Raw genomic sequence first — 21,672 nt, forward strand, 5'->3', positions numbered from 1 at the left:
GGCAGGACCCTGACACCTTCGAGATGTTCCGACTGGCCACATAACCCCAAGACTGTGCCGAACTCGGCACTCTTGAGCGCGGTACAAAGGCGCACAAAGCTCGTTGTCTAGTGCGCGCTTGCCGCGCTTGCTGTCCGAGGCGCCGGAGTACCCCCACTTAGACTGGCGTTCTCGGCGAATGACTCCGGGCAACTCGCGAAAGATCTGACTTCCTTGCCGAGCCTGGAGCGAGGTCGTCCTATTGACGCACATGAGGGCGAGACTCGTCCGCATACGCTTTGAAGATAAGCGCCATCAGTTCACGAGCTTTCTGGCAAAGGTATTGCTGCGCTGTGACCGTCCCTGCGACAGGCTGACGCACCCCTGCCACGGCGAGGGGGGCATGCGTGGAGTATCCCTCATACCATTGCGGTCATGGACAAACTACATGGCGAACTGGAACGATCGATCAGATACAACATACAAGCGCAAAAAATCTTCCGCGCTGGCGCACTGGTGTCGGCTGTAACTGTAATTGCGGGTATGTGCGCGTTGCTTCTATCGGCCGCTACACCAACCAACACCGTAAATACTGCGAAAGAGGGAGCAACGCATGAGCACACGTGACGAAGCATCAACAATGAGCGAGGCTGCAATCACCCGACGGCTAAATGCGATGACCCGCGCACGCCGCGTACGCCGTGCCCCGAGTGTCTGCTGCGACTCCTGCCACGAATGCCTGCCGTGTTGCCCGCCCGCGTACGCTGATGAACCGGCTCCGTCCGACTGGCAATTCCCCGGTCTGAGCACCAAGCCCAGCACTGCACGCGCAAACACGAGCGCTGTGCGCAAGCGTTATCGAGGCGACGGGATCACACGTCACTCATGCGACGGTGCCCGTCTGTCCGTGGTCGCAATTGACCAGCACATCACACAGCGGCACGTTGTGCGCGCTGAACTAATAGCAGGAGCGGCGCCCGTAGCTCTTGAGGACGCGCTGCTACTGTGGCCGCCGCACTGACCCCACCACCAATCCCAACCACTGGCCCAAACCCGACTTGAGCACCGAAATGAAACAACGCAAATACTTCACCACCTGGGGTGAGCGGAAGCTCATAAACGCGGACTTTGATGGCGCCTACCTGATCACCTGGGTCGAGACACGCCTCCCGAGTGAGGATGGTGCGGAAAGGTGCGCTGAAAGCGAGCTTGGTGTCTGGTACGTAGTGCAGTTCTACGCTTCGGACAGTCTGCCTGTCATCGAGCGGCGCTTCCGCACAAGCGAGCAGTGCAATGCTTACTGCGATTTGCAACTCAGCTTCGTGCAGCGGTGGGTGCGCGACGCACAACAAGAAAGCACGCAAGGCACAGCCAGTTGACCGGATCGAAGCCCGCGCGTTCATGCGAGAACGCGGCGTGCCGAACAATTTGATCGACTCGCCGGACCGGTATCCGACGAGCAAGATGTAGCGCAAAACGGTCAGCGCTCGCAGGCGGCGCGAAACGCCCCTCATTTAACCCCGTGCTCGAACAGTAGCTCTTCGATATCACGCAGGCTGAGCTGAAACCTGAAATACCAGCGTACCGCGCAATTGATGACCGACGCCCGAAAGCGACGCAGGTGGTAGAGCGACTTTGTATTCTTCATCACCCGATCTTACTCGGCCATCCATGCAACGTAACAGTGTTGTCGGAGGCCCTACCGTCCTGGGCGGCGCCATTCTCGCCGCCCGCGTCCCGAGTCGCGGCACCTAGCATGTTCCTGCGCCAAGTCGCCGGCGGCTGACCGAACTCGCGCTTGAAAGCGCGGTTAAATGAAGCTTCCGAATCGTAGCCGGCATCCTCGGCGATCGACATCAGCGAGGAATTCGTCAGGCGCAGTTGCCGCGCGGCAAGCTGCAACCGCCACGAGGCGAGATATTGCATCGGAGGTAGCCCGACCAGCTCAGTAAAACGCTGTGCCAGCCCGGAACGCGAGATGCCCACCTCACGAGCTAGAGCATCGACGGTCCAGGCGTATGCCGTGCGCGAATGCATCAGTGCAAGTGCCCGCGCCACAAAGCGGTCGCGCAATCCCGCCAGCCAACCTTTGCGATCATCGGCCATCGTGCTGACGTAGCGACGCACCGCCTCGACGAAGACCAACTCCGCAAGTTTGGTCAGCACCGTGGCGCTGCCCGCCTGCCCCGAGGCTGCCTCCGCAGTTGCAAAGCGTAGAGACGATTCGAGCCACGACGATCCGGATCCACGCATGCTCACCTTGAACAGTCTCGGCAACGCGCAAAGCAACGGATTTCGCGAATGGTCCTGCGGCGCCAGAAAGCCGCACACCATGCGAGTTACCTCGCCGCCGCCGCCGTAAGTGAGCGTCATGACTTCACCCGGTTTTGTCTCAACTTGATTTGCCAGTAGCTGCCCCAGGACTTCGGGAACCAGTCCGGGGGAGCTGCCCAGTACGTGAGTCTCGCCCTGCGGCACAACGATGACGTCTCCTGCCTCCGCCTGCACCAGACTCGTCGGATCGCCCGGCAGCATGGCAAAGCAACTTCCTTCGGTCAGGAGATGAAACGAGACGACGTTCTCGGAAGGTGGCAAGTATGCAGAACAAAGCGCCGAATCGGCCTGCCCGATAACGCACCACGGCGCCGAGAAGCTGCCGTCGAGGTGAACTGCCCCGATCAGCTGGATGATTCGCAAAACGTCGGAGAGTGCATCCATGGCAGCGGTCGCGCAGTGTTGGAGCCACGCACAAGAAAGCTGGACGCCCGGCTATTCAATGTCGCGCCCACCGTCTGGATACTAGCACCGTGCCTGAAGGCCGCTACAGAAGAACCCGCTTAAAGCAGTGGAGTCAGTAGGGGCGCGGCATGATTCGCGAGCCGCAGCAGATGCCAGACGGGTTGTATGGGTACGCTCCAAACAATTGGCGAGGCTGCAAACACACATCCTCCGGATGTCGTCGGCATTCAGACGCAGCCAGACGGTGAATCCGCAGTACAACTAATCCAGTATTAAGGAGTGGAGTCATGTATGCAGCAAGCTCAGCCTCTTTGCCCGCCAGCACCGATATTTCCTCACCCGGGAGTGTTCATACGGGCGTCGACAGTCGACAGCCTGCAGGGCGACCCCGCGTCGAATCCGCGCGCTACGCCAAATGCGTGGAAGTATCCAAGCGCGTTCGGTGGGACATCGAACGCGACGTGCTTCGCCATCGCGAATTCGACTTTACGAAAAAGTTTCTGCCTGACGGCCTGTCGTTCGTCGATCGGCTGCCGTTCTTGACCGTCATCGAGCGCCGCGTGCTGTCCCAGATTCAAGGTCGCTCATATGCCAATATCTTCGGCCTGGTCGAGCGATTCATCGGCGCCAAGATGCTCGAAGTGAGCCGGGACCACTGGCTTGGTGACCAGATCGCGCTTGAGGCGCTGGTTCGCTTTACCGACGAAGAGTTAAAGCATCAGGAGTTGTTTCGCCGGATTGAAACCATGATCGGCGCCGGGATGCCAGACGGATACATCTTCGCGCCGCAGCCGGATGACGTCGCGTCAGTCGTGCTGGGTAAGTCGACCTGGTCGGTCCTTGCGCTCACCTGCCTCATCGAACTGTTCACACAAGTCCACTATCGGGCCAGCATTGAACCGGACAACGAGATCTCGCCGCTCTTCAAAGATGTGTTCCTGTTTCACTGGAAAGAAGAATCTCAGCACGCGATTCTCGATGAACTGGAATGGGTACGTGAGAACGCCAAACTTACTTCGCAAGCGCGCGATGAGGCCGTGGATGATCTCATTGCGCTGGTAGGCGCAGTCGATGAAATCCTGCAAAGCCAGTCGGCGGCAGACGCTCGCTACTTCATCGGCCTTTGCGACCGTCCCATGACGGAGGTCGAGATCGAAACCGTGGCGACGACCGTTCTCGCCGCCTACCGCTTCCAATACATCGTGTCGGGCGTGCAGATTCAGCGGTTCAGCGAGACGCTGAACGCGATGATCTCGCCGACGCAAGCCCTCCGGATTGGCGCCGCACTTGCGCCGATTCTGGGCTGACCGACAACCGAAACTCGGAGTTCAACATCATGGCAATCACATCTCCCGCCGGATTCGACATCGCTGCCTTGCGCACGCAGGTCCTTGCGACTTACGACCGCGTCGCGCGCGACCCCGCCGGTGACTTTCACTTTCATCGGGGCCCGCGCTATGCGGTCGACTACCTTCGTTATGACGCGGACGATCTGGCGTCGCTGCCGGACGCATGCACGGCTCGCTTCGCCGGTGTTGGCAATCCGTTACGCATCGGTCCGATCAATAAAGGCGAGACCGTTCTGGACCACGCGTGCGGCGCCGGCATGGACCTGCTGCTGGCCGCCCGTCGTGTCGGAGCCACCGGGCACGCCTTCGGCGTCGACATGACGCCCGCGATGCGCGATGTCGCAAGCAGCGCGGCGGTGGAAGCCGGACTAGGCGGGATCGTCACCATCCGTGCCGGTTTGTTCGAGGAATTGCCAATCGATAACGAGAGCGTCGACCTGGTGATTTCAAACGGCGTCGTCAACCTCGCCCCCGATAAGTCCCGGGTGTTCGCCGAGATTCATCGCGTGCTCCGTCCGGGCGGCCGGCTGTATATGGCGGACGTCGTGGTTCAGCGAGAACTGAAGCATGAAGTGCGCAACAGCCCGGACCTGTGGGCGGCATGCATCGCCGGCGCGCTGCCGGAGCCCGAACTTGCTGAGATCGCGCAGGCGTCTGGTTTTCGGGGCTCGCGCATCACGGAACGCTTCGACTGCTTTCGCGATACCACCGCGCAAGCAAAGGTCGCGGGCGACTTGCACGTCCAGGCAGTCAACTTTTTGGCCTTCAAGTAGGACGGGACGTATATTTTCTTTCTCCTGCCGTTACGGCAGCCTTATTCAATCTCTTCATGGTGCCGACGCGCCGGCCGAGTCGCTTGCAGACGGATCGCGACTCTGGCGACAAGCGCTCGTTCATTAAAACGCATGCGTGGTAACGGGACTGGGTGATTGCTGCTCGACGCCACCTCGGCGGCCCGGAGAGACTAGCTTGCGCCCGAATGAGATCAGCGCGAATGTCGGCAAGTTACTCGCCTGGGCCTTAACAGAAGTCGCGGACTTGACTGGAAGGCCGGTGCACGAGCCGAGTTCCGTTTCACGCACTCGACTGATGCGTCATCGGCGCGAACTCATCATCGCGAATCGCGATGGTGCCTTGCCAAATGACCACGTACAAGCCGGCTCGCCTGCTGCATGATGCTTTCACACCGCAACCCACCGCGAAACTGCGTGGCCGCGCTTGCCGCGGCCGTCAATTGACGGAGCGAGACGAAGCAATGCAACTCGATCAGGTTACCGCTGGTCCACGTACTCTCTACGACAAGATCTGGGACAGTCACCGGGTGATGTCCCGCGACGATGGACAGGATCTTCTATTCATCGATCGTCATTACATTCACGATGTCACCGCACAATCGTTCGACCTGTTGCGCGAGCGTGGGCTCAAGCCTCGCTCGCCCGAGCGCATCTTCGGCACGCCGGACCACTACGTTTCAAGCACGGCAAATGATATCGCGGCGGTGACCGACCGCGAGCGGCGCGCCATGATCAAGGCACTGCAACGTGACGCGGCCGAGTCGCGCATCACTTTGTTCGACATGGACGACTCGCGGCGCGGCATCGTCCACGTGGTCGGACCCGAACAGGGGCTGAGTCTGCCGGGCATGACCGTCGTGTGCGCCGATAGCCACACTTCGACGCACGGAGCGATGGGCGCACTGGCGTTCGGTATTGGCGCAACTGAGGTAGCCCACGTGCTCGCCACACAATGCCTTTGGCAGCGCAAGTCGAAAAACATGCGCGTTACGCTCGACGGCACGCCGGGCCCCGGCGTCACCGCGAAGGACTTGATTCTGGCGGTCATTGCGCGGATCGGCGTGGCCGGCGCAACCGGCCACGTGATCGAATACACCGGCTCCGCGATCGCCGCGTTGTCGATGGAAGGCCGGCTGACCTTGTGCAACATGACCATCGAGGCCGGCGCTCGCGCCGGAATGATCGCTCCGGACGAAACCACATTCACGTATCTTGCCGGGCGCCGCTACGCGCCCGCGGGCGACCGGTGGAACCGGGCGATGGCGCACTGGCGTACCTTGTTCACGGACCCCGGCGCGGCTTTCAATCGCGAGGTGCATATCGACGTGGCCGAGATTGCTCCGATGGTGACATGGGGCACCACGCCCGGTTATGCCTGTGGCATTGACCACCGCGTGCCAGATCCCACGAAGCAGTCCGATCCCGATCTCCGCGCCGCGATGTCGCGGGCGCTCGACTACATGGGTTTGGAGCCGGATGAGGCACTCGAAGGCGTCGCGATCAACAGAGTATTCATCGGCTCGTGCACCAACGGGCGCATCGAGGATATGCGCAGTGCGGCGGAGGTAGCGCGCGGCCGTCACATTGCACCCGGCGTCGAAGCGTGGGTGGTGCCGGGCTCGCATGAGGTGCGTGCGCAGGCCGAGGCCGAAGGGCTCGACCGCGTGTTCATCGAAGCCGGCTTCCAGTGGCGCTTTCCCGGCTGTTCGATGTGTCTCGCAACCAACGGCGATCTCGCTGCACCCGGCGAGCGCTGCGCCTCTACATCGAACCGAAATTTCGTGGGCCGCCAGGGACCTGGCGTGCGCACCCACTTGATGAGCCCGGCAATGGCTGCCGCGGCCGCGGTGACTGGACGTCTCACCGATGTACGCCGCCTCCTGGGAGCCTGAACATGGAACGGCTTGAATACCTCGACGCAGTCGCGGCGCCGATCATTGCGATCAACTGCGATACAGACCAGATCCTGCCGGCGCGCTACCTGCAAAAACCTAGGTCCGACGATTTCGGTCAGTTTCTGTTTCGTGCGCTGCGTTTCGGCCCGGATGGCGTGGAACATCCGGACTTCGTGCTCAACAAGGCGCCTTTTCGCGAGTCGCGCATTGTCGTAGCCAACCATAACTTCGGTTGCGGCTCTTCGCGGGAGCATGCGGTCTGGGCGCTGTACGACTACGGTATCCGGGCGGCGATCGCTCCAAGCTTCGGCGACATCTTTTTCATCAACTGCCTCAAGAACGGACTGCTGCCCATTGTGTTGCCCGAGGCCGTGGTTCTGCCGTTGCTGGATACCCTGTCGGCAAGCCCGGGCAGCCGCATCGCCATCGACCTGCGTGCACAGACTGCAACTTTGCCCGACGGCTCCTCTCATCCCTTTGAAATGGAGCCCTTCGCCAAGGAGTGTCTGCTGCGTGGCATGGACGAGATCGACTACACGCTTTCGCATCAAGACCGCATCGATGCATTCGAGCGCAACCGTGCCGAACCGTATTGACGGCGCGCTCTTTCTGTTAACGACCAAGGAGATTACAGATGAAGATTGCAGTCATGCCCGGTGATGGGATCGGCCCCGAAGTAGTCGCGCAGGCTCTCAAGGTGCTGCGGGTCGTGGCGCCTCAAGCAGAGACGCAGGAGGCTCCCATCGGCGAGGCCGGGATTCAGGCGCACGGGGTGCCGCTGCCCGAATCCACGCTTGAACTTGCGCGCAAGGCCGACGCCATCCTGTTTGGCGCGGTAGGCGTGGCTGACGAAGCCGCGATTCCGCGTGAACATCGTCCGGGAACCGGGCTGCTGCAATTACGTCAAGCGCTGACTCTCTACGCCAACTTCCGCCCGGCCTACATGTTTCCTGAGCTAATTGGCGCCTCGACGCTGCGCCCGGAAGTGGTCAATGGGCTGGACATCGTGATCGTGCGCGAGCTGAACGGCGACGCCTATTTTGGCCAGCCGCGTGGCTTCGAGATCAGCCAGACCGGGGAGCGCGTGGGTTTTAACACAATGCGTTATGCCGAATCCGAGGTCGAGCGGGTCGCGCACGCTGCCTTCCGGGCCGCACGCCGCCGTCACCACAAGCTCTGCTCGGTGGACAAGGCCAACGTGCTGGAAGCGAGTCAGTTGTGGCGCGAGGTTGTTACGCGCGTCGGGCAGGATTACCCGGACGTCGAGCTAAGCCATCTCTTTGTCGACGCTGCCGCGATGATGCTGATGCGACGGCCCAAGCAGTTCGACGTGATTGTCACGGGTAACCTGTTCGGCGACATTCTCTCGGACGCCGCGGCAATGTTGACGGGTTCGATTGGCATGTTGCCTTCTGCCTCGCTGGGCCATGACCGCAAGGGGCTTTACGAGCCGGTGCACGGTTCGGCCCCGGACATCGCCGGAAAGGACATGGCGAATCCGCTCGCCGCCATTCTGTCGCTTGCGATGATGCTGCGCGAGAGCTTCGAGATGGAAGACGACGCAAGCCGCGTCGAGCAGGCCGTACGTGCGGTGCTGGCGGCGGGCTACCGTACCGCCGACATTCAGCAGGATGGCACACGATGCATCGGCACTCGTGATATGGGCGATGCAGTGGTGGAGGCGCTGCGCAAGCAGGCAGCTTAGGGCGGATCGCGTCGCGCGGACCGGACCCGGTGTCACGAGATCCAGGAGGCTCGGGAGCCGGTCCACACTCGACACTCTGTTGCACCGAAAAATCCCTATAAAGGGAGGAGACAATCATGAAGCTGAAACGCGCCATCGCGCTGTGCGCAGCGCTCGAACTTGCCTGCGGCTCCGCCACGGCAGTGGCCAAGGATGTGCCGGAGAAGCCCGAGCTGCATGTTGCGGCGGCTTCGGTGGGCATCACCTATCTGCCCATGCTCGTCGCCAAGCAGCGTGGCTACTTCAAGGACGAAGGGCTGGATGTGACCATCGCCGCTTTTTCCGGTGGTTCGAAGACGCTGGAGGCCCTGCTGGGCGGCAGCTCTGACATGGTGGCGGGCGCCTACTCGAACACCATCACCATGGCCACCAAGGGTCAGCATCTGGTCGTGGTGGCGGCGCAAGTCATCTGCCCGGGATGGATCTTCGGTGTATCCCAGAAACGCCAGGCCGAAGTGAAATCGGCCAAGGACTTGAAAGGCATGCGAATCGGGGTAAGCGCGCCGGGGTCCAGCACGCATATGGCACTCAACTATATTCTGCACAAAGCGGGGCTGCAGTCTTCGGACGTGTCCATCATCGGCGTCGGGCAGGCGGCTGGTGCGGTGGCGGCGGTGCGGGCAGGGCAGATCGATGCGCTGATCGTCAATGATCCGAGCGCCACGATCCTCACGAAGGATGGCAGCCTCAAGCCCCTGGAGAACATGCGCACGGCTGACGGAAACGTCAAGGTGTTCGGCTCGGATTACCCCGAGTCGAGCCTGTTCGCGACGCAAGAGTTTATCGATAAGAATCCCAAGACGGTGCAGGCCGTCGCCAATGCGATCGTGCGAGCCGAGAAGTGGATTGCCAAAGCCACGCCGCAGGAAGTCGCGGACAACGTGCCGCCAGAGTACCTGGGGGACAACAAGGCGCTCTATGCCGAGGCCTTTACCAACAGTCGCCGTTGCATCGCGCAAAACGGACAGATCACCCCCAAAGGCGCGCAGACAGTGCATGAGGTGCTGGCAGCCTTCGATCCGGCAGTAGCATCGGCCAAGATTGACCTGGCCTCGACCTATGACAACCGGTTCGTCAAGAAGGCGGCGGAGGAGGTCCAGCCATGAGCACGGTAGCGTACAGCATCCCGCTCGACAGCGGACGGACCGAAGTGCGCGAAGCCCTGCGCTTTGACAATGTGACATGCACCTTCGCTGGCAATGGCAAGAAGGCACAGACCTACACGGCCGTCTCAGAAGGAAATCTGACAATTGGCGACGGGGAGTTCGTTTCGATAGTGGGCCCCACGGGCTGTGGCAAGTCCACCCTGCTTAACGTTGCCGCCGGGCTGACACGGCCCTCGTCGGGCAGCATTAGCGTATTTGGCAAAAAGCTGACGCAAGGCCTGAACACGCAGGCTGCCTATCTGTTCCAGGTCGACGCGCTCATGCCTTGGAAAACGACCGAAGAAAACATCGCTATCGGCCTGATCTTTCGAGGCACGCCGCACGAAGAGGCTCTGCGTATAGCGCGCGGCTGGCTGGAGCGAGTGGGCCTCCACGGGCACGGCAAGAAGTATCCGCACCAGTTGTCCGGCGGGATGCGCAAGCGTGCTGGCCTGGCGCAGGCTCTCGCCCTGAACCCTCGCATCATTCTGATGGACGAGCCGTTCAGCGCGCTGGATATCCAGACCCGGCATCTGATGGAGAACGAGTTGCTGCAACTGTGGTCGCACGACCGCAAGTCCGTGATGTTCGTGACTCACGATCTGGAGGAGGCCATCTCGTTATCGGACCGCGTCATCGTGTTGTCAGCGGGGCCCGGGACCCGGCCTATCGCCGAGTTCAAGATCGACCTCGAGCGTCCGCGCGAAATGTCGGAAATCCGCATGACGCAGCGTTTCCTGCAACTGCACACCCAGATCTGGGATGTGCTTCGAGGGGAGGTTCTGAAAAGCTATGCGCGCAATCGAGTTTGACTCAAACAATCGTTTCACCGTGTTGGTTACCCGCCTGGTGATCCTGTTCGGTGTCCTTTTCCTGTGGTGGCTTGGCACGCATCAAAAATGGCTGTCGCCGTTCTTTTTCGGCGATCCCGTCGGTGTGGCTCAACGCATCGTCGAGTGGTTTGTGACCGGTTCGGTGTTCCGTCATTTGTACACGACCTTGCTCGAAACCATGCTGGCGTTCGTAATCGGTACAGTCCTCGGTTTGGCGTGCGGCCTATGGCTCGCGCTCAGCCCGTTCCTGGCGGTGGTGTTCGATCCGTTCATCAAGGCGATGAATTCGATGCCGCGCCTGATTTTTGCGCCGATATTCGCGCTCTGGTTCGGCCTCGGCATCTGGTCAAAGGTGGCGCTGGGCGTGACGCTGGTGTTCTTCGTGGTGTTTTTCAACGTTTTCCAGGGTGTTCGCGAGGTCAGCCCGACGGTGTTGTCCAACACCCGCATGCTGGGTGCCAACTCGCGCCAATTGATGCGGCATGTCTACCTGCCTTCGGCGACGAGCTGGGTCTTTTCCAGCCTGCATAACGCGATCGGCATCGCCTTCGTGGGCAGCGTGGTTGGCGAATACCTAGGTTCGGAAAAAGGCGTCGGTTACCTGATCCTGCTGGCCGAGGGCGTGTTCGATATCAACTCGGTGATCGCCGGCATCCTGGTGCTGACCGTGTTTGCCCTGTTGCTTGATACGGCGGTGTCGATGGTCGAGGATCATCTGCTGCGCTGGCGCCCCGTCGCTGGACAGACCGTGGCTGCGAGCGCCTGAGCGCGGCGCGATCGAAGAGCTTACTTTGAGGAAACCATCTTGCAGACCAATGCAATCAATCTGAAGGACCGCGTCGCCGTCGTGACCGGCGGCGCACAGGGCATCGGCCTGGAGGTCGGCCGCCGGCTGCTGACCTCCGGCGCGCGGCTGGTGATCTGGGATATTAATTCCGCAGGCATGGAGCAGGCTCGTGAGGAACTGCGCGAGCACGATGTCCACTTCGAGCGTGTCGACATCGCCGACTACGCGAGCGTGCAAGCCGCGGTTGCGGGTACGCTAAAAGTGGCCGGGCGTATCGATATCTTGATCAATAACGCGGCCATCGTCGGTCCCAATGCCGCGCTTATCGAATATCCGATCGATGTCTGGAAGCAGGTGATCGATATCGACGTCAACGGCACCTTCCATTGTTGTCGTGCCGTGGCGCCGGTCATGATCGGCCAGAACTACGGTCGCATCGTCAACCTTGCCTCGGTCGCCGGCAAGGAAGGCAACCCGAATGCGGCCGCCTACAGCTCGGCCAAGGCTGCCGTCATTGCCATGACCAAGTCGCTCGGCAAGGAGCTGGCGAGCCACGACATCGCGGTCAACTGCGTTACGCCCGCCGTGGCGCGCACACCCGGCGCGATGGAGCAGTCACCCGAGCATATCCGCTACATGCTCGGTAAGATTCCGCGCGGGCGGTTTCTCGAACTCTACGAAGCAGCAGCCATGATTACCTGGCTCGCTAGCGAATAAAATTCGTTTACCACAGGCGCGGTATTCGACCTGTCCGGCGGTCGCGCCACCTATTGAGACGAGCATACATATGAAGCTTTTACGCTACGGTCCGCCAGGCTACGAAAAGCCGGGCCTCCTTGATAGCGATGGAAACCTTCGGGACCTGTCGGGCCACGTAGCCGACATCGCCGGCGACGTTCTGCTGCCCGACAGTCTTGCGCAGCTAAAGACGCTCGATGCCGCGTCGCTGCCGCTCGTGGAAGGCAATCCGCGCCAGGGCGCCTGCGTGGGCGGCACGGGCAAGTTCATCTGCATCGGTCTGAACTACTCCGACCACGCCGCCGAAACCGGCGCCACGGTGCCTCCTGAGCCAATCATCTTCATGAAGGCCACTAGTGCTATCGTCGGGCCGAACGATACCATCGAGATTCCGCGCGATTCTCTCAAGACCGATTGGGAAGTCGAACTGGGCGTGGTCATCGGCAAGGCCGCCAAGTACGTAAGCGAGCGCGATGCCATGGATCATGTCGCCGGCTACTGCGTCATTAACGACGTGTCTGAGCGCGCGTTCCAGGCCGAGCGTCAGGGGCAGTGGACCAAGGGGAAGTCGGCCGACACCTTCGGTCCCACTGGCCCGTGGCTGGTGACCCCCGACGAGGTGCCCCATCCTCAGTCGCTGCCCCTTTGGCTGGAGGTCAACGGGCATCGGTATCAGAATGGCAGTACCTCCACGATGGTGTACGGCGTGCGTTACCTCGTGGCTTACCTGTCGCAGTTCATGTCGCTGCAGCCAGGCGACATCATTTCCACCGGCACGCCCCCGGGCGTCGGGTTGGGGCAGAAGCCACCCGTCTACCTGAAGCCGGGCGACGTCGTGACGCTCGGCATCGAGGGGCTGGGTCAGCAGCGCCAGACCGTCGTGCAGGGCTGAATACGCGGGGCCGCGCCTCTGCGCAAACTAAGGAAAGGAGACAAACCATCGTGAGAACGCTCAGGCGCCTGGTCTTGCCAGTACTCGCCATCTGTGCGGCCCTGGTAAGCCGCTCGGCTGCCAGCGCCGCGCCCGTGCCGGAGAAACCGGAAGTTCATTTAGCCGCAGCGGGCGTGGGCTTTCCCTATTTGCCGTTCATCATCGCCGATAGCCGGGGATATTTCAAAAAGGCGGGGCTGGATGTCGAGATCGGCGTGTTCAGTGGCGGCGCAAAAGCGTTGCAGGCGATGATGGGCGGCAGCGCCGATATTGTGGCGGGCGCTTATTCGAACACCATCACGATGGCGGCCAAAGGACAGAAGCTGGTGTCGTTCGTGACCCTGGCCTCCTGTCCCGGCTGGGTGTTTGGGGTGACCCGCGCCAGCCACGGCAAGGTCAAGACCTATGCTGACCTGAAGGGCATGCGCATCGGCGTGAGTTCGCCCGGTTCGAGTTTCCACATGGGCGCGAACTACCTGCTGAACAAAGCTGGCGTGAAGCCGGGCGATGTTTCGATCATCGGGGTGGGCTCGTCTGCAGGCGCAATCGCCGCGGCACGCAGCGGGCAGATCGACGCCTTGATGAGCAACGACCCGGTCGCGACCGTGCTGCAGGGTAGCGGCGATCTGTTCCCGCTGGCCGTGATGCGGGATCCGGCCGCTACCCGCGCTACGCTGGGCGGCGATTATCCGGAAGCCTCCGTCTACACCACCCGGGATTTCGCCGCCAAGTATCCCAAGACTGTGCAGGCGGTGACGAACGCCATTCTGGAAGCCGAGCGCTGGATGGCGCAGGCGACGCCCGAGCAGGTCGCTGCAGCCGTGCCGGCGCAATACGCTTTGGCCGACAAGGATGTCTTCGTCCGAGCCTACGCCAACATGCAGAACTGCATTTCGCGTGACGGCTTGATGACGGACGCCGCGGCGCACACTGTACACGACGTCCTGGCCGCCTTCGACCCCGAAATCGGCAAAGCTTCGATCGATCTGAAGGCGACTTATGACAATCATTTTGTCGAGAATGCCGATAAGCCCTGATCAGGGAGGAGAGCAGCGATGGAAAGCGGCATGCAAATCCTGGCAGAAGGCCTTAAATTTCCCGAAGGGCCGGTGGCGATGCCCGATGGCTCGATCGTGCTCGTCGAAATCGAGCGGGAGACCATCAGTCGCGTGGCTGCAGACGGCAAGGTGAGCGTACTCGCGGCGGTAGATGGAGGGCCCAACGGTCTGGCGCTAGGACCGGATGGTGCCTTCTACATCTGCAACAACGGAGGCTTCCTCTTTCGTACCGTTGCCGGGCTGAATCGCACGAAGTCAGGCGTGCACCCGCGTTATACCAGCGGCCGTATTGAGCGCTTCGACCCACAGTCTGGGGCGCTGACGACACTGTATGACCGCTGTGGCGACCATCCGCTGTGCGGTCCCAACGACATCGTGTTCGACCACGACGGCGGCTTTTACTTCACCGACTTTGGAAAGAATCGGCTGCGCGACCGTGATCACGCCGGTCTCTACTATGGGCGAGCCGACGGATCGATGATCGTCGAAGTTGCCTACCCACTCACCACGGCCAACGGCGTCGGCCTGTCGCCCGACGATAGTGTCGTCTATGTGGCGGAGACCGAAACGGCACGCCTGTGGGCGTTCGACCTGGAGGCGCCCGGCCGAGCTCGCAAGCACCCTTATCCGTCTCCGCACGGCGGGCGTCTGGTGTGCGGATTGCCGGGTTACCAGCGGTTCGACAGCCTGGCTTTGGACGCGGAGGGGAATATCTGCGTGGCCACGCTCGTCACCGGCTGCATCACGGTCGTTGCGCCGTCCGGCGAGGTGCTGCGGCAGGTGATGGTGCCTGACGGCATGGTGACCAACATCTGCTTCGGCGGCACCGACATGAAGACGGCTTACGTTACGCTGTCCGGCACGGGGCGCCTGGGCAGCCTGCCCTGGCCGCAGGCCGGATTGAAGCTGGCCTATTCGTGATGGTCGGGTCGTGACGGCTGGGCGCCTGCTGCATCCTGACTCGCGAGCAGGTGCTTGAGAAAGAGCTGCACTGGCGCAGGAAGCGACTCGGCCTCGCGCACGCAGATTTTCCAATGGCGCTCCGCCCACGGTTCATCCAATTGCACGGCGATCAATGGCGCTGAGCTCACATAGCGTTCCGCATGATGCTCTGGCACCAGACCGATTCCAAGTCGCGCTTCCACCATGCTACGCACCGGCTCGAAACCGTTGACCCGGATCGACAGCTTAAGCGGGTGGTCCAGATCCGCTGCCGCGCGCAACACCAGCGAATTCAGGTAGCTACCCACTTGCGGTCCCACCAGCGGATACTTGGCGACTTCACGGAATGTGACCCGATCGGCATGGCTGAGCGGATGATCGGGCGGCATGATGACCACCAGCCGGTCGCTGCGATAAGGAAATACCTGCAGACCGGTGGTTACCGTCGTGCCGCCGAACACGCCGATGTCCGCAGCGTTCTCGGCAACGGCGCGGACCACCGCAGGGCTAAGGCTCTCTTGGAGATCGATGCGTAGCCCCGGGTGCAAATCCAGAAAAACGCGGATGTCGTTGGCGATGTACTGGACAATAGTCGAGAGGCTCGCATGTAACCGGACCTGTCCGCGCACGCCTTCAGCATGGTCCAGCAACTCGCTCTCCATCTGTGCAATGTCGCGCAGGAGCACGCGGGCGTGCTGCAGGAGGGCGGCAGCCGCGGTCGTCAGTTCGAGTCCCTTGTTGCTGCGCACAAACAGAGCGTTCTTGAGGGTATCCTCAAGATGGGACATGCGCTTGCTGAGCGCGGAAGGCGCAATATTTTCGGCTTCCGCCGCGCGTGCAATGCTGCCGTGCTCGCAGACAGCAATGAACAATTTCAACGATTGCAGATCGAATCGCATCGAGTCTCCGGGGCGCGGTCTTCTCGCCGCAATGCTTCTTCTGAAGTGAAAGTATGCATGGGGTCAATTGCAAGCGCAAAGATTCGGGCAAAGCCCTCTGGAAATGTCTTGTTACTTTCGCCCAAACTTCGGGCGACGGCCGACCCTCGCCTGAAGCCGATGCGCTGCTGGCGCGAAAGCCTTCCACGACTTGCGGCGAAGCCATGGAAGGCGGCGATGACTTCCTCGAGTCATTGCAGATGTTGCGGGCTATCCACGAGTGTGACCGCGAACTGCAAGCGGCGTGAAGGAGAGGCTCCCAAGAAGGGCCACTCAAGTATCTGGGCGCGGAACCAGCTTCGTGTGGCGTACGCTGATCAGTATCGCAATAATGGGAGCAAAGCATGCGGTCGATCATCGAAGCAAGGCTGGCCGACGGGGACTGCGACACGGACAATGACGGTGACGGAGTTCTGGCCGTGGTGAGCGCTGTGACTGAAGTCTTGCCCACTTGGGTCTGACCCTCGCGACTATTTCTGGAAGGGCACCACTCGGAGTCTTTTGGCCCGAGCCAGGTGACTATCGAAACTCGACGCTCCGGCGACCATCGTCAGGTATTCAGCTTCGTTCAAAGCGACGGTTTCCTCGAGTCGCAGCAGAAGAGTCAAGAGCAGCATGAGTCCCTGGCGCGGTTACAAATCAGCCACGGGCGTCATAGCCACGATTATGATTTCAAGTATGCGGAGCATGACCACCATCAAGGAACAAGCAGTTTCATTGCGAGTCCGACAACACCGCATGTCAGCACGACCGGTATCACACCGACCTTGAAACGGAAGAGTGCGATACCGGCTGCCACACCTATAGCCAGCGCGGGCCATTCAAATGCGCCCTGCATACCGCGTGGCCATAACACATGAACGGCGAAAAATACGGCCAGGTTCACGATGACGCCGACCACGGCGGAAGTGATTGCCGTCAACGGCGCAGTAAATTTCAGATTACCGTGGGTCGTTTCAATGAAAGGACCACCGAGCAGAATGAACAGGAAAGATGGCAGGAACGTAAAGAACGTCACGACAATGGATGCGGCGATAGCAGAGGATAGTATTGCATCCGGTCCGAACACCGCCTTGGTCCAGCCACCAACGAACCCGACGAAAGATACCACCATGATGAGCGGGCCAGGCGTCGTCTCTCCGAGAGCCAGGCCATCTATCATCTGCAATCCGGTCAACCAGTGGTAGTTGTCGACGGCGCCCTGGTAGACGTACGGCAACACCGCATACGCACCCCCGAAAGTGAGCAGGGCGGCTTTCGTGAAGAACCAGGCCATTTGCGTAAATGTTCCCGTCCAGCCGTACATAAGCGACAGTGTCGCAACCGCTGCGAGCCATATCAGCATGAAGACCGCAAGCACGACAGCGAATCGCTTCCATGTGAAGAGCGCGTGTCGAGGGGTAGGGGTGTCGTCGTCAATGAGTGCGGGACCAAAGGGCTTGTCGACCGACTTGTGCCCACCGCCGACCACGAATCTGGATGGAGCGTACTTACCCCCGAAGTGACCAATGATGCCCGCCATCAGGACGATGAGAGGGAACGGGAGGTTGGCTACGAAGATAGCGAGGAATGCAGCCGCTGCAATTGACCACAACCACGCGTTCTTCAGTGCGCGAGAGCCAATCCTGTACGCGGCGAAGACGACGATGGCCGTGACCGCAGGCTTGATGCCATAAAGCGCGCCAGCGACCGCCGGAACAGTGCCGAAGGCCATGTAAACCCAAGACAGGCCTATCAAGATGAAAAGCGACGGTAGAACAAAGAAGCCCCCCGCAATTACGCCACCCCAGGTTCGATGCATCAGCCAGCCGATGTAAGTGGCGAGCTGCTGGGCCTCGGGTCCGGGAAGTACCATGCAATAGTTCAATGCGTGCAGGAATCGCTTTTCGGAAATCCAGCGTTTCCGCTCGACCAGGTCCTGATGCATGATGGCAATCTGACCGGCTGGCCCTCCAAAGCTTATCAAGCCGAGCTTGAGCCAATACCACAGCGCTTGAACAAAGCTCACCGGCTCGACAGCATTGGTGCGCTCGTCGCTCAGATCGTTACTCACTTCGTTGTCTTGTGCCATTTGAGTCTGTTGCACTTGATACCCCACAGCGGAAGCGATTGATGGGTCGGCAAGGTGCCGCGTCCCGGCGATGTCACCTTGTTCGACTGCAGAGCGCGTGACGGGCGGTATCTGTGGGCCGAATTGCAACGGAAATGACTGGGCATGCCGACGGGCAATCCTGGAACCAGAACGCCAACGGGTGTGCTCATCGTCGCCGCTTGGCAGGTGCCTTCTCGATCGCAGCAAAATGAGCGAGGAGTGAGTCGAGCATCTGACCCATTTCGGCTAGTAACTCGTCGTCGCTCAGGCCACGCTGTGTCGCACCTGTCATTACCGCTTCAAACCCAGCTGCTTCAGGCACCGTGACGCCGCCGCCAACATCGAGCGAGTGGACCATGCTGGAGAGTCCTGCCATCCCCGGCTCATTTTCGATGCCGAAGCTGCCAGCTAATACCTCGAACGTGACGCGGTCGTTGATGTGTGAGAAAGTCGCGCCGTCAAAATCGAAGCCCACAGCGTCTGAAGGACAGTCATCCGGGGATGCGAGCCACAGGAACTGCGCTTCGCTGTCGACGAATCGCCGTACTAGCCATGCGCTGGCGACACGGTCGACCCAGAGCCTACTACGGGTCGCCCAGACTCGGCCCTGGTAGTCCGCTCGCTTCACCCGTTTTATCGTGCCTTCGGTGTCACGCGGTTCACCGGGAGACAATACGGCATCGGCGGCCGCGATAAAGTCTTGCCACGCGGACTGAGCACGAACGGATGCTTCGTTCGGAAAGAAATCGAGGCCCGCAATCGCCTCAAACTCCTTGCGCGTTTTGCGTAGAAGTTTGGTGATTTCGACAGGCGAGAGGGCTGTGAGCGACTTGCGGGCGTCGTCCAGCGACCGGCGCAACGCTTCGTAGTCGTCCGCGCGGTCGAACAACATCCGGAATTCCAAATCCTGCGCTCTGTCGCGACTAGCTAACCGGAATAAGTAGCTTGTCCCGCCCGCCCGGCCGATGCTTTCGCACATTTCGGTCATCTCGCCGCCTGCGCTATCTCCGTCCGGAAGCAAATACACACCGTCTCGTAACACCGCGCAGCCTTTTGTTTTTAAAGCGCGCCAATAGCGCATGCGCGCAGTCGCGTTGTCGGTCGGGAGAGTTAGCACGAGGAGAAGCCATCGGGTCATATCGGTCATGTTACGTACACTACTCCATCGTTACGCACGTTACAAATTATTTTTGCTTTGCTGACCCTGTGTGCCTAACATCCATTGCAAGACCATCCGGTTCCAGTCGCAAGCCCGGGTTCGATGGACGTTTGGTTAGCGGATTTGACGCTCCCCCGGAAACAAAAGGGAGATGCACAGTGACAGCACGAAGAGATTTCTTGACCAGGACGGCTGTTGCAGGGGCAGGCTTGGTCCTGGCTTCCACTGCCAGGGTAGTCCGGGCAGCGGAGGAAACCAGCTACAGCGATAGGCTAGTCGACGCCAACGGTAAATACTCGGCAGCGCCGTTACCCTTTGCATACGACGCCCTCGAACCAGCTATCGATGCTCGAACCGTCGAAATTCACTACAACTTTCATCACAAACCGGCAGCGGCAGCAGCAAACAAGGCGGAGGAGGCACTGGCGAAGGCACGCGACGCGAATGATTTTTCGCTGGTGAAGTTCTACGAGAAAGAGCTTGCCTTTCACCTCTCCAGCCACATCCTCCACACGATCTACTGGACCAGCATCTCGGGAAAGGGCGATCCGCCCACTGGTGACCTCGCCAGAGCGATCAACAAGGATTTCGGATCATACGAAAAGTTTCAGGCGCAATTGATGGCGGCGACGAACGCAGTCGAGGCCTCAGGCTGGGGTGTCGTGGGCTATCTTCCTGCCACGGAGAAGCTGATGGTCCTGCAATGCGAGGGCCATCAAAAACTCACTGCATGGGGCCTCCACCCGATCCTCGTGCTCGATGTGTTCGAGCACGCGTATTACCTCAAGTATCAAAACAAGCGTTCCGAATACCTTCATAACATCTCGAGTCTTCTCAGTTGGGACAATGCGGCGCGGCGGTTGAACACGGCTATGGCTGCGCGGCAAACCGCATGAAGCGAATTCAACAACGGGAGGAAATTGACGGGGTGTCGCGCGCGGCCCGCGCTGCGCAAAGCGGGGCAGGGTTGTTCGTGGCACTTGCGAGCGCCCACGTGTGGGTGAGTAAGGGAGCCAAACCTGCGCGCAGCGGGACCGTGCGTCGCGCGGGTGTAATGACCCTTCTCGCGTTCTCAGTAATAACAGCGTCAGCGAGCGGCGCCGCTCGTGCTGAAAGTTCGCCGGCGGCAGCCGTACCTCTAGAAAAAGTTTCTGATGTGCCACTCGGGGGCCGAACGACCCGGCTCGACTATGCAAGCCTGGACCCCGGCCGGCACCTGCTATTCGTCGCCCATCTAGGCGACAGTCAAGTCATTGTTTTTGATGTGCAGGCCTCGCGAGTGGTGGGGCGCGTCGCAGGCGTCAGTTCAGTCCATGGCGTGCTTGCTCTGCCTGAACTGAATCGTGTGTACGCTACCGCCACAGGCAGGGGCGAGGTAGTTGCGATCGATCCTGCGAGCTTGAACGTCATCGCCCGCGTACCGACAGGCGGCTATCCTGACGGGCTCGCTTACGCTCCCGGCAGTCACAAGCTGTACATCTCGGATGAAGAGGCCGGCAACGAAGCGGTCATTGACGTAGGCTCGAACACGCGAATCGCCACGATAGCCCTCGGCGGGGAGGCCGGTAACTCGCAATATGACTCGATCACGGGTCACATATTCGTCAATGTGCAAACGCGCAATCAGCTCGTCGAAATCGATCCAGCTGCGGACAAAATCGTCGCACGGTACGACCTGCCGGGTGCCAAAGGGAACCACGGACTTTTGATCGACCCAGAGCACCGACTGGCCTTTATTGCATGCGAGGGCAACGACACGCTTATCGCTTTCGACCTACGGACTATGCGCCCGCTGGCATCCTTCCAAGTTGGCAGCGGACCGGATGTCATCGCTTATGACCCGGTTTTCAAATATTTGTACGTGGCGAGCGAAGCGGGTCCCGTATCAATGTTCCGTGTCGCGACAGGCAGCGTTACGAAGCTCGGCGACGAATTCGTCGGCCCCAATGCCCACGTTGTGGCGGTCGACGCGGCGACGCATCGGATCTACTTCCCGTTGAAGAATTTGAACGGCCATACGGCCCTCCGGATCTTTGAGGCTAAACCATAGGCCAATCGACCATTGCGGGATCGTGAAGCGTGACGAAGAGTGTCATGTCTTCGTACGCCGAAGTGAACGACGATACCGCGTGCATTTTAGGCCTGGCTATGTGGAATGGAGGTTATCGTGAAATCGCTTATTGCGATCGCCGCACTACTGGGCGCTACCGGAGTGTTAGCGGCCCCGCCTCATCTCAGCGAAGGGGTGCTTGTCGACGAGCATGGCATGACGTTGTATGCATATGCGGGAAAAGGAACTCCTGATGCGACCGCGTGTGAAGGGACCTGCGAGCTAAATTTTCCGCCAGCCATCGCAGACAAGCACGATACGCCGGACGGGAGCCTAACTTTGGTAAGCACGCAAACAGGCGAACGACAGTGGGCTTATAGAGGCCACAGGTTGTATCACGGCCGAATGGATAAAAAGCCGGGCGACCGTCACGCCGATGGGCTCAACAAGGTGTGGTACCCGGTGCGACCATAGCGACATGAATATGAACCGTGACGAT

21 protein-coding genes and 1 pseudogene are annotated in these 21,672 nt (G+C 60.5%); 17 read left to right on the forward strand and 5 right to left on the reverse strand.

The genetic code is table 11. The features are described from left to right. Positions 1 to 1,049: 1,049 nt before the first annotated feature. Entirely contained in the window at positions 1,050 to 1,358 is a 309-nt protein-coding gene (locus tag AWB81_RS29655) for a hypothetical protein (RefSeq protein WP_062640274.1), read from the forward strand. A gap of 137 nt (positions 1,359 to 1,495) precedes the next feature. On the opposite strand, the pseudogene AWB81_RS47140 reads toward AWB81_RS29655, so the two are convergent. Further along, positions 1,496 to 1,627, reverse strand: a pseudogene (locus AWB81_RS47140) (IS6 family transposase); the annotation flags it as partial. Further along, entirely contained in the window at positions 1,627 to 2,697 is a 1,071-nt protein-coding gene (locus AWB81_RS29665) for an AraC family transcriptional regulator (protein WP_062640276.1), read from the reverse strand. The gene AWB81_RS29665 and the pseudogene AWB81_RS47140, both read right to left, overlap by 1 nt. 308 nt (positions 2,698 to 3,005) lie before the next feature. On the opposite strand from AWB81_RS29665, the gene AWB81_RS29670 reads away from it, so the two are divergent. The 12 genes from AWB81_RS29670 (at position 3,006) to AWB81_RS29725 (ending at position 14,913) form a co-directional block, all read left to right on the forward strand. After that, a complete protein-coding gene (locus tag AWB81_RS29670) occupies positions 3,006 to 4,025 on the forward strand; it encodes a hypothetical protein (RefSeq protein WP_062640278.1) in 1,020 nt (339 codons plus the stop codon). A gap of 29 nt (positions 4,026 to 4,054) precedes the next feature. Continuing rightward, the gene (locus AWB81_RS29675; protein WP_062640280.1) at positions 4,055 to 4,840 is read left to right on the forward strand and encodes a methyltransferase domain-containing protein; all 786 of its coding nucleotides are present in this window, start codon (positions 4,055 to 4,057) and stop codon (positions 4,838 to 4,840) included. Positions 4,841 to 5,322: 482 nt separating this feature from the next. Next, entirely contained in the window at positions 5,323 to 6,753 is a 1,431-nt protein-coding gene (gene leuC, locus AWB81_RS29680) for a 3-isopropylmalate dehydratase large subunit (protein ID WP_062640282.1), read from the forward strand. A 2-nt stretch (positions 6,754 to 6,755) separates the two neighbouring features. After that, the gene (gene leuD / locus AWB81_RS29685) at positions 6,756 to 7,352 is read left to right on the forward strand and encodes a 3-isopropylmalate dehydratase small subunit (protein ID WP_062640284.1); all 597 of its coding nucleotides are present in this window, start codon (positions 6,756 to 6,758) and stop codon (positions 7,350 to 7,352) included. Between the two features lie 38 nt (positions 7,353 to 7,390). Then, positions 7,391 to 8,461 carry a 3-isopropylmalate dehydrogenase gene (gene leuB, locus AWB81_RS29690; RefSeq protein ID WP_062640285.1) on the forward strand — a complete coding sequence of 357 codons (1,071 nt, stop codon included), beginning with the start codon at positions 7,391 to 7,393 and terminating at the stop codon, positions 8,459 to 8,461. 116 nt (positions 8,462 to 8,577) lie between these two features. Then, positions 8,578 to 9,606 carry an ABC transporter substrate-binding protein gene (locus tag AWB81_RS29695; RefSeq protein WP_062640287.1) on the forward strand — a complete coding sequence of 343 codons (1,029 nt, stop codon included), beginning with the start codon at positions 8,578 to 8,580 and terminating at the stop codon, positions 9,604 to 9,606. After that, positions 9,603 to 10,457, forward strand: a complete 855-nt coding sequence (locus tag AWB81_RS29700; RefSeq protein WP_062640289.1) for an ABC transporter ATP-binding protein — start codon at positions 9,603 to 9,605, stop codon at positions 10,455 to 10,457. The genes AWB81_RS29695 and AWB81_RS29700 overlap by 4 nt, the downstream gene beginning before the upstream one ends. Beyond that, positions 10,438 to 11,244: an ABC transporter permease gene (locus AWB81_RS29705; protein WP_062640292.1), complete on the forward strand. Its 807-nt coding sequence runs from the start codon at positions 10,438 to 10,440 to the stop codon at positions 11,242 to 11,244. The genes AWB81_RS29700 and AWB81_RS29705 overlap by 20 nt, the downstream gene beginning before the upstream one ends. A gap of 39 nt (positions 11,245 to 11,283) precedes the next feature. Continuing rightward, the gene (locus AWB81_RS29710; protein ID WP_062640295.1) at positions 11,284 to 11,982 is read left to right on the forward strand and encodes an SDR family NAD(P)-dependent oxidoreductase; all 699 of its coding nucleotides are present in this window, start codon (positions 11,284 to 11,286) and stop codon (positions 11,980 to 11,982) included. 70 nt (positions 11,983 to 12,052) lie between these two features. After that, positions 12,053 to 12,895, forward strand: a complete 843-nt coding sequence (locus AWB81_RS29715; protein WP_062640297.1) for a fumarylacetoacetate hydrolase family protein — start codon at positions 12,053 to 12,055, stop codon at positions 12,893 to 12,895. Positions 12,896 to 12,963: 68 nt separating this feature from the next. Then, positions 12,964 to 13,971, forward strand: a complete 1,008-nt coding sequence (locus AWB81_RS29720; protein WP_374730524.1) for an ABC transporter substrate-binding protein — start codon at positions 12,964 to 12,966, stop codon at positions 13,969 to 13,971. 18 nt (positions 13,972 to 13,989) lie between these two features. Next, positions 13,990 to 14,913 (forward strand): SMP-30/gluconolactonase/LRE family protein, encoded by a 924-nt coding sequence (locus AWB81_RS29725; RefSeq protein WP_062640300.1) that lies wholly within the window; start codon positions 13,990 to 13,992, stop codon positions 14,911 to 14,913. Here AWB81_RS29725 and AWB81_RS29730 read toward each other — a convergent pair. Beyond that, entirely contained in the window at positions 14,904 to 15,833 is a 930-nt protein-coding gene (locus AWB81_RS29730; protein WP_062640302.1) for a LysR substrate-binding domain-containing protein, read from the reverse strand. The genes AWB81_RS29725 and AWB81_RS29730 overlap by 10 nt on opposite strands. A 53-nt stretch (positions 15,834 to 15,886) precedes the next feature. On the opposite strand from AWB81_RS29730, the gene AWB81_RS44955 reads away from it, so the two are divergent. Further along, positions 15,887 to 16,120 (forward strand): hypothetical protein, encoded by a 234-nt coding sequence (locus AWB81_RS44955; protein WP_143753527.1) that lies wholly within the window; start codon positions 15,887 to 15,889, stop codon positions 16,118 to 16,120. 449 nt (positions 16,121 to 16,569) lie between these two features. Here AWB81_RS44955 and chrA read toward each other — a convergent pair whose 3' ends face one another. Both chrA and AWB81_RS29740 read right to left on the reverse strand, forming a co-directional pair. Then, positions 16,570 to 17,943 (reverse strand): chromate efflux transporter, encoded by a 1,374-nt coding sequence (chrA, locus tag AWB81_RS29735; protein ID WP_062640314.1) that lies wholly within the window; start codon positions 17,941 to 17,943, stop codon positions 16,570 to 16,572. Between the two features lie 187 nt (positions 17,944 to 18,130). After that, positions 18,131 to 19,111: a chromate resistance protein ChrB domain-containing protein gene (locus AWB81_RS29740; protein ID WP_062640304.1), complete on the reverse strand. Its 981-nt coding sequence runs from the start codon at positions 19,109 to 19,111 to the stop codon at positions 18,131 to 18,133. A gap of 170 nt (positions 19,112 to 19,281) precedes the next feature. Between AWB81_RS29740 and AWB81_RS29745 the strand changes: the two genes are divergently transcribed. The 3 genes from AWB81_RS29745 (at position 19,282) to AWB81_RS29755 (ending at position 21,647) form a co-directional block, all read left to right on the forward strand. Beyond that, positions 19,282 to 20,019: a superoxide dismutase gene (locus AWB81_RS29745; protein WP_235025968.1), complete on the forward strand. Its 738-nt coding sequence runs from the start codon at positions 19,282 to 19,284 to the stop codon at positions 20,017 to 20,019. A 158-nt stretch (positions 20,020 to 20,177) separates the two neighbouring features. Beyond that, the gene (locus AWB81_RS29750) at positions 20,178 to 21,173 is read left to right on the forward strand and encodes a YncE family protein (protein ID WP_062640318.1); all 996 of its coding nucleotides are present in this window, start codon (positions 20,178 to 20,180) and stop codon (positions 21,171 to 21,173) included. Positions 21,174 to 21,389: 216 nt separating this feature from the next. Beyond that, positions 21,390 to 21,647 carry a COG4315 family predicted lipoprotein gene (locus AWB81_RS29755; RefSeq protein WP_235025971.1) on the forward strand — a complete coding sequence of 86 codons (258 nt, stop codon included), beginning with the start codon at positions 21,390 to 21,392 and terminating at the stop codon, positions 21,645 to 21,647. The last annotated feature ends 25 nt before the right edge of the window (positions 21,648 to 21,672 follow it).

Origin of the sequence: Caballeronia arationis, from assembly GCF_001544975.2 — a bacterium.
GTDB lineage: Bacteria > Pseudomonadota > Gammaproteobacteria > Burkholderiales > Burkholderiaceae > Caballeronia > Caballeronia arationis.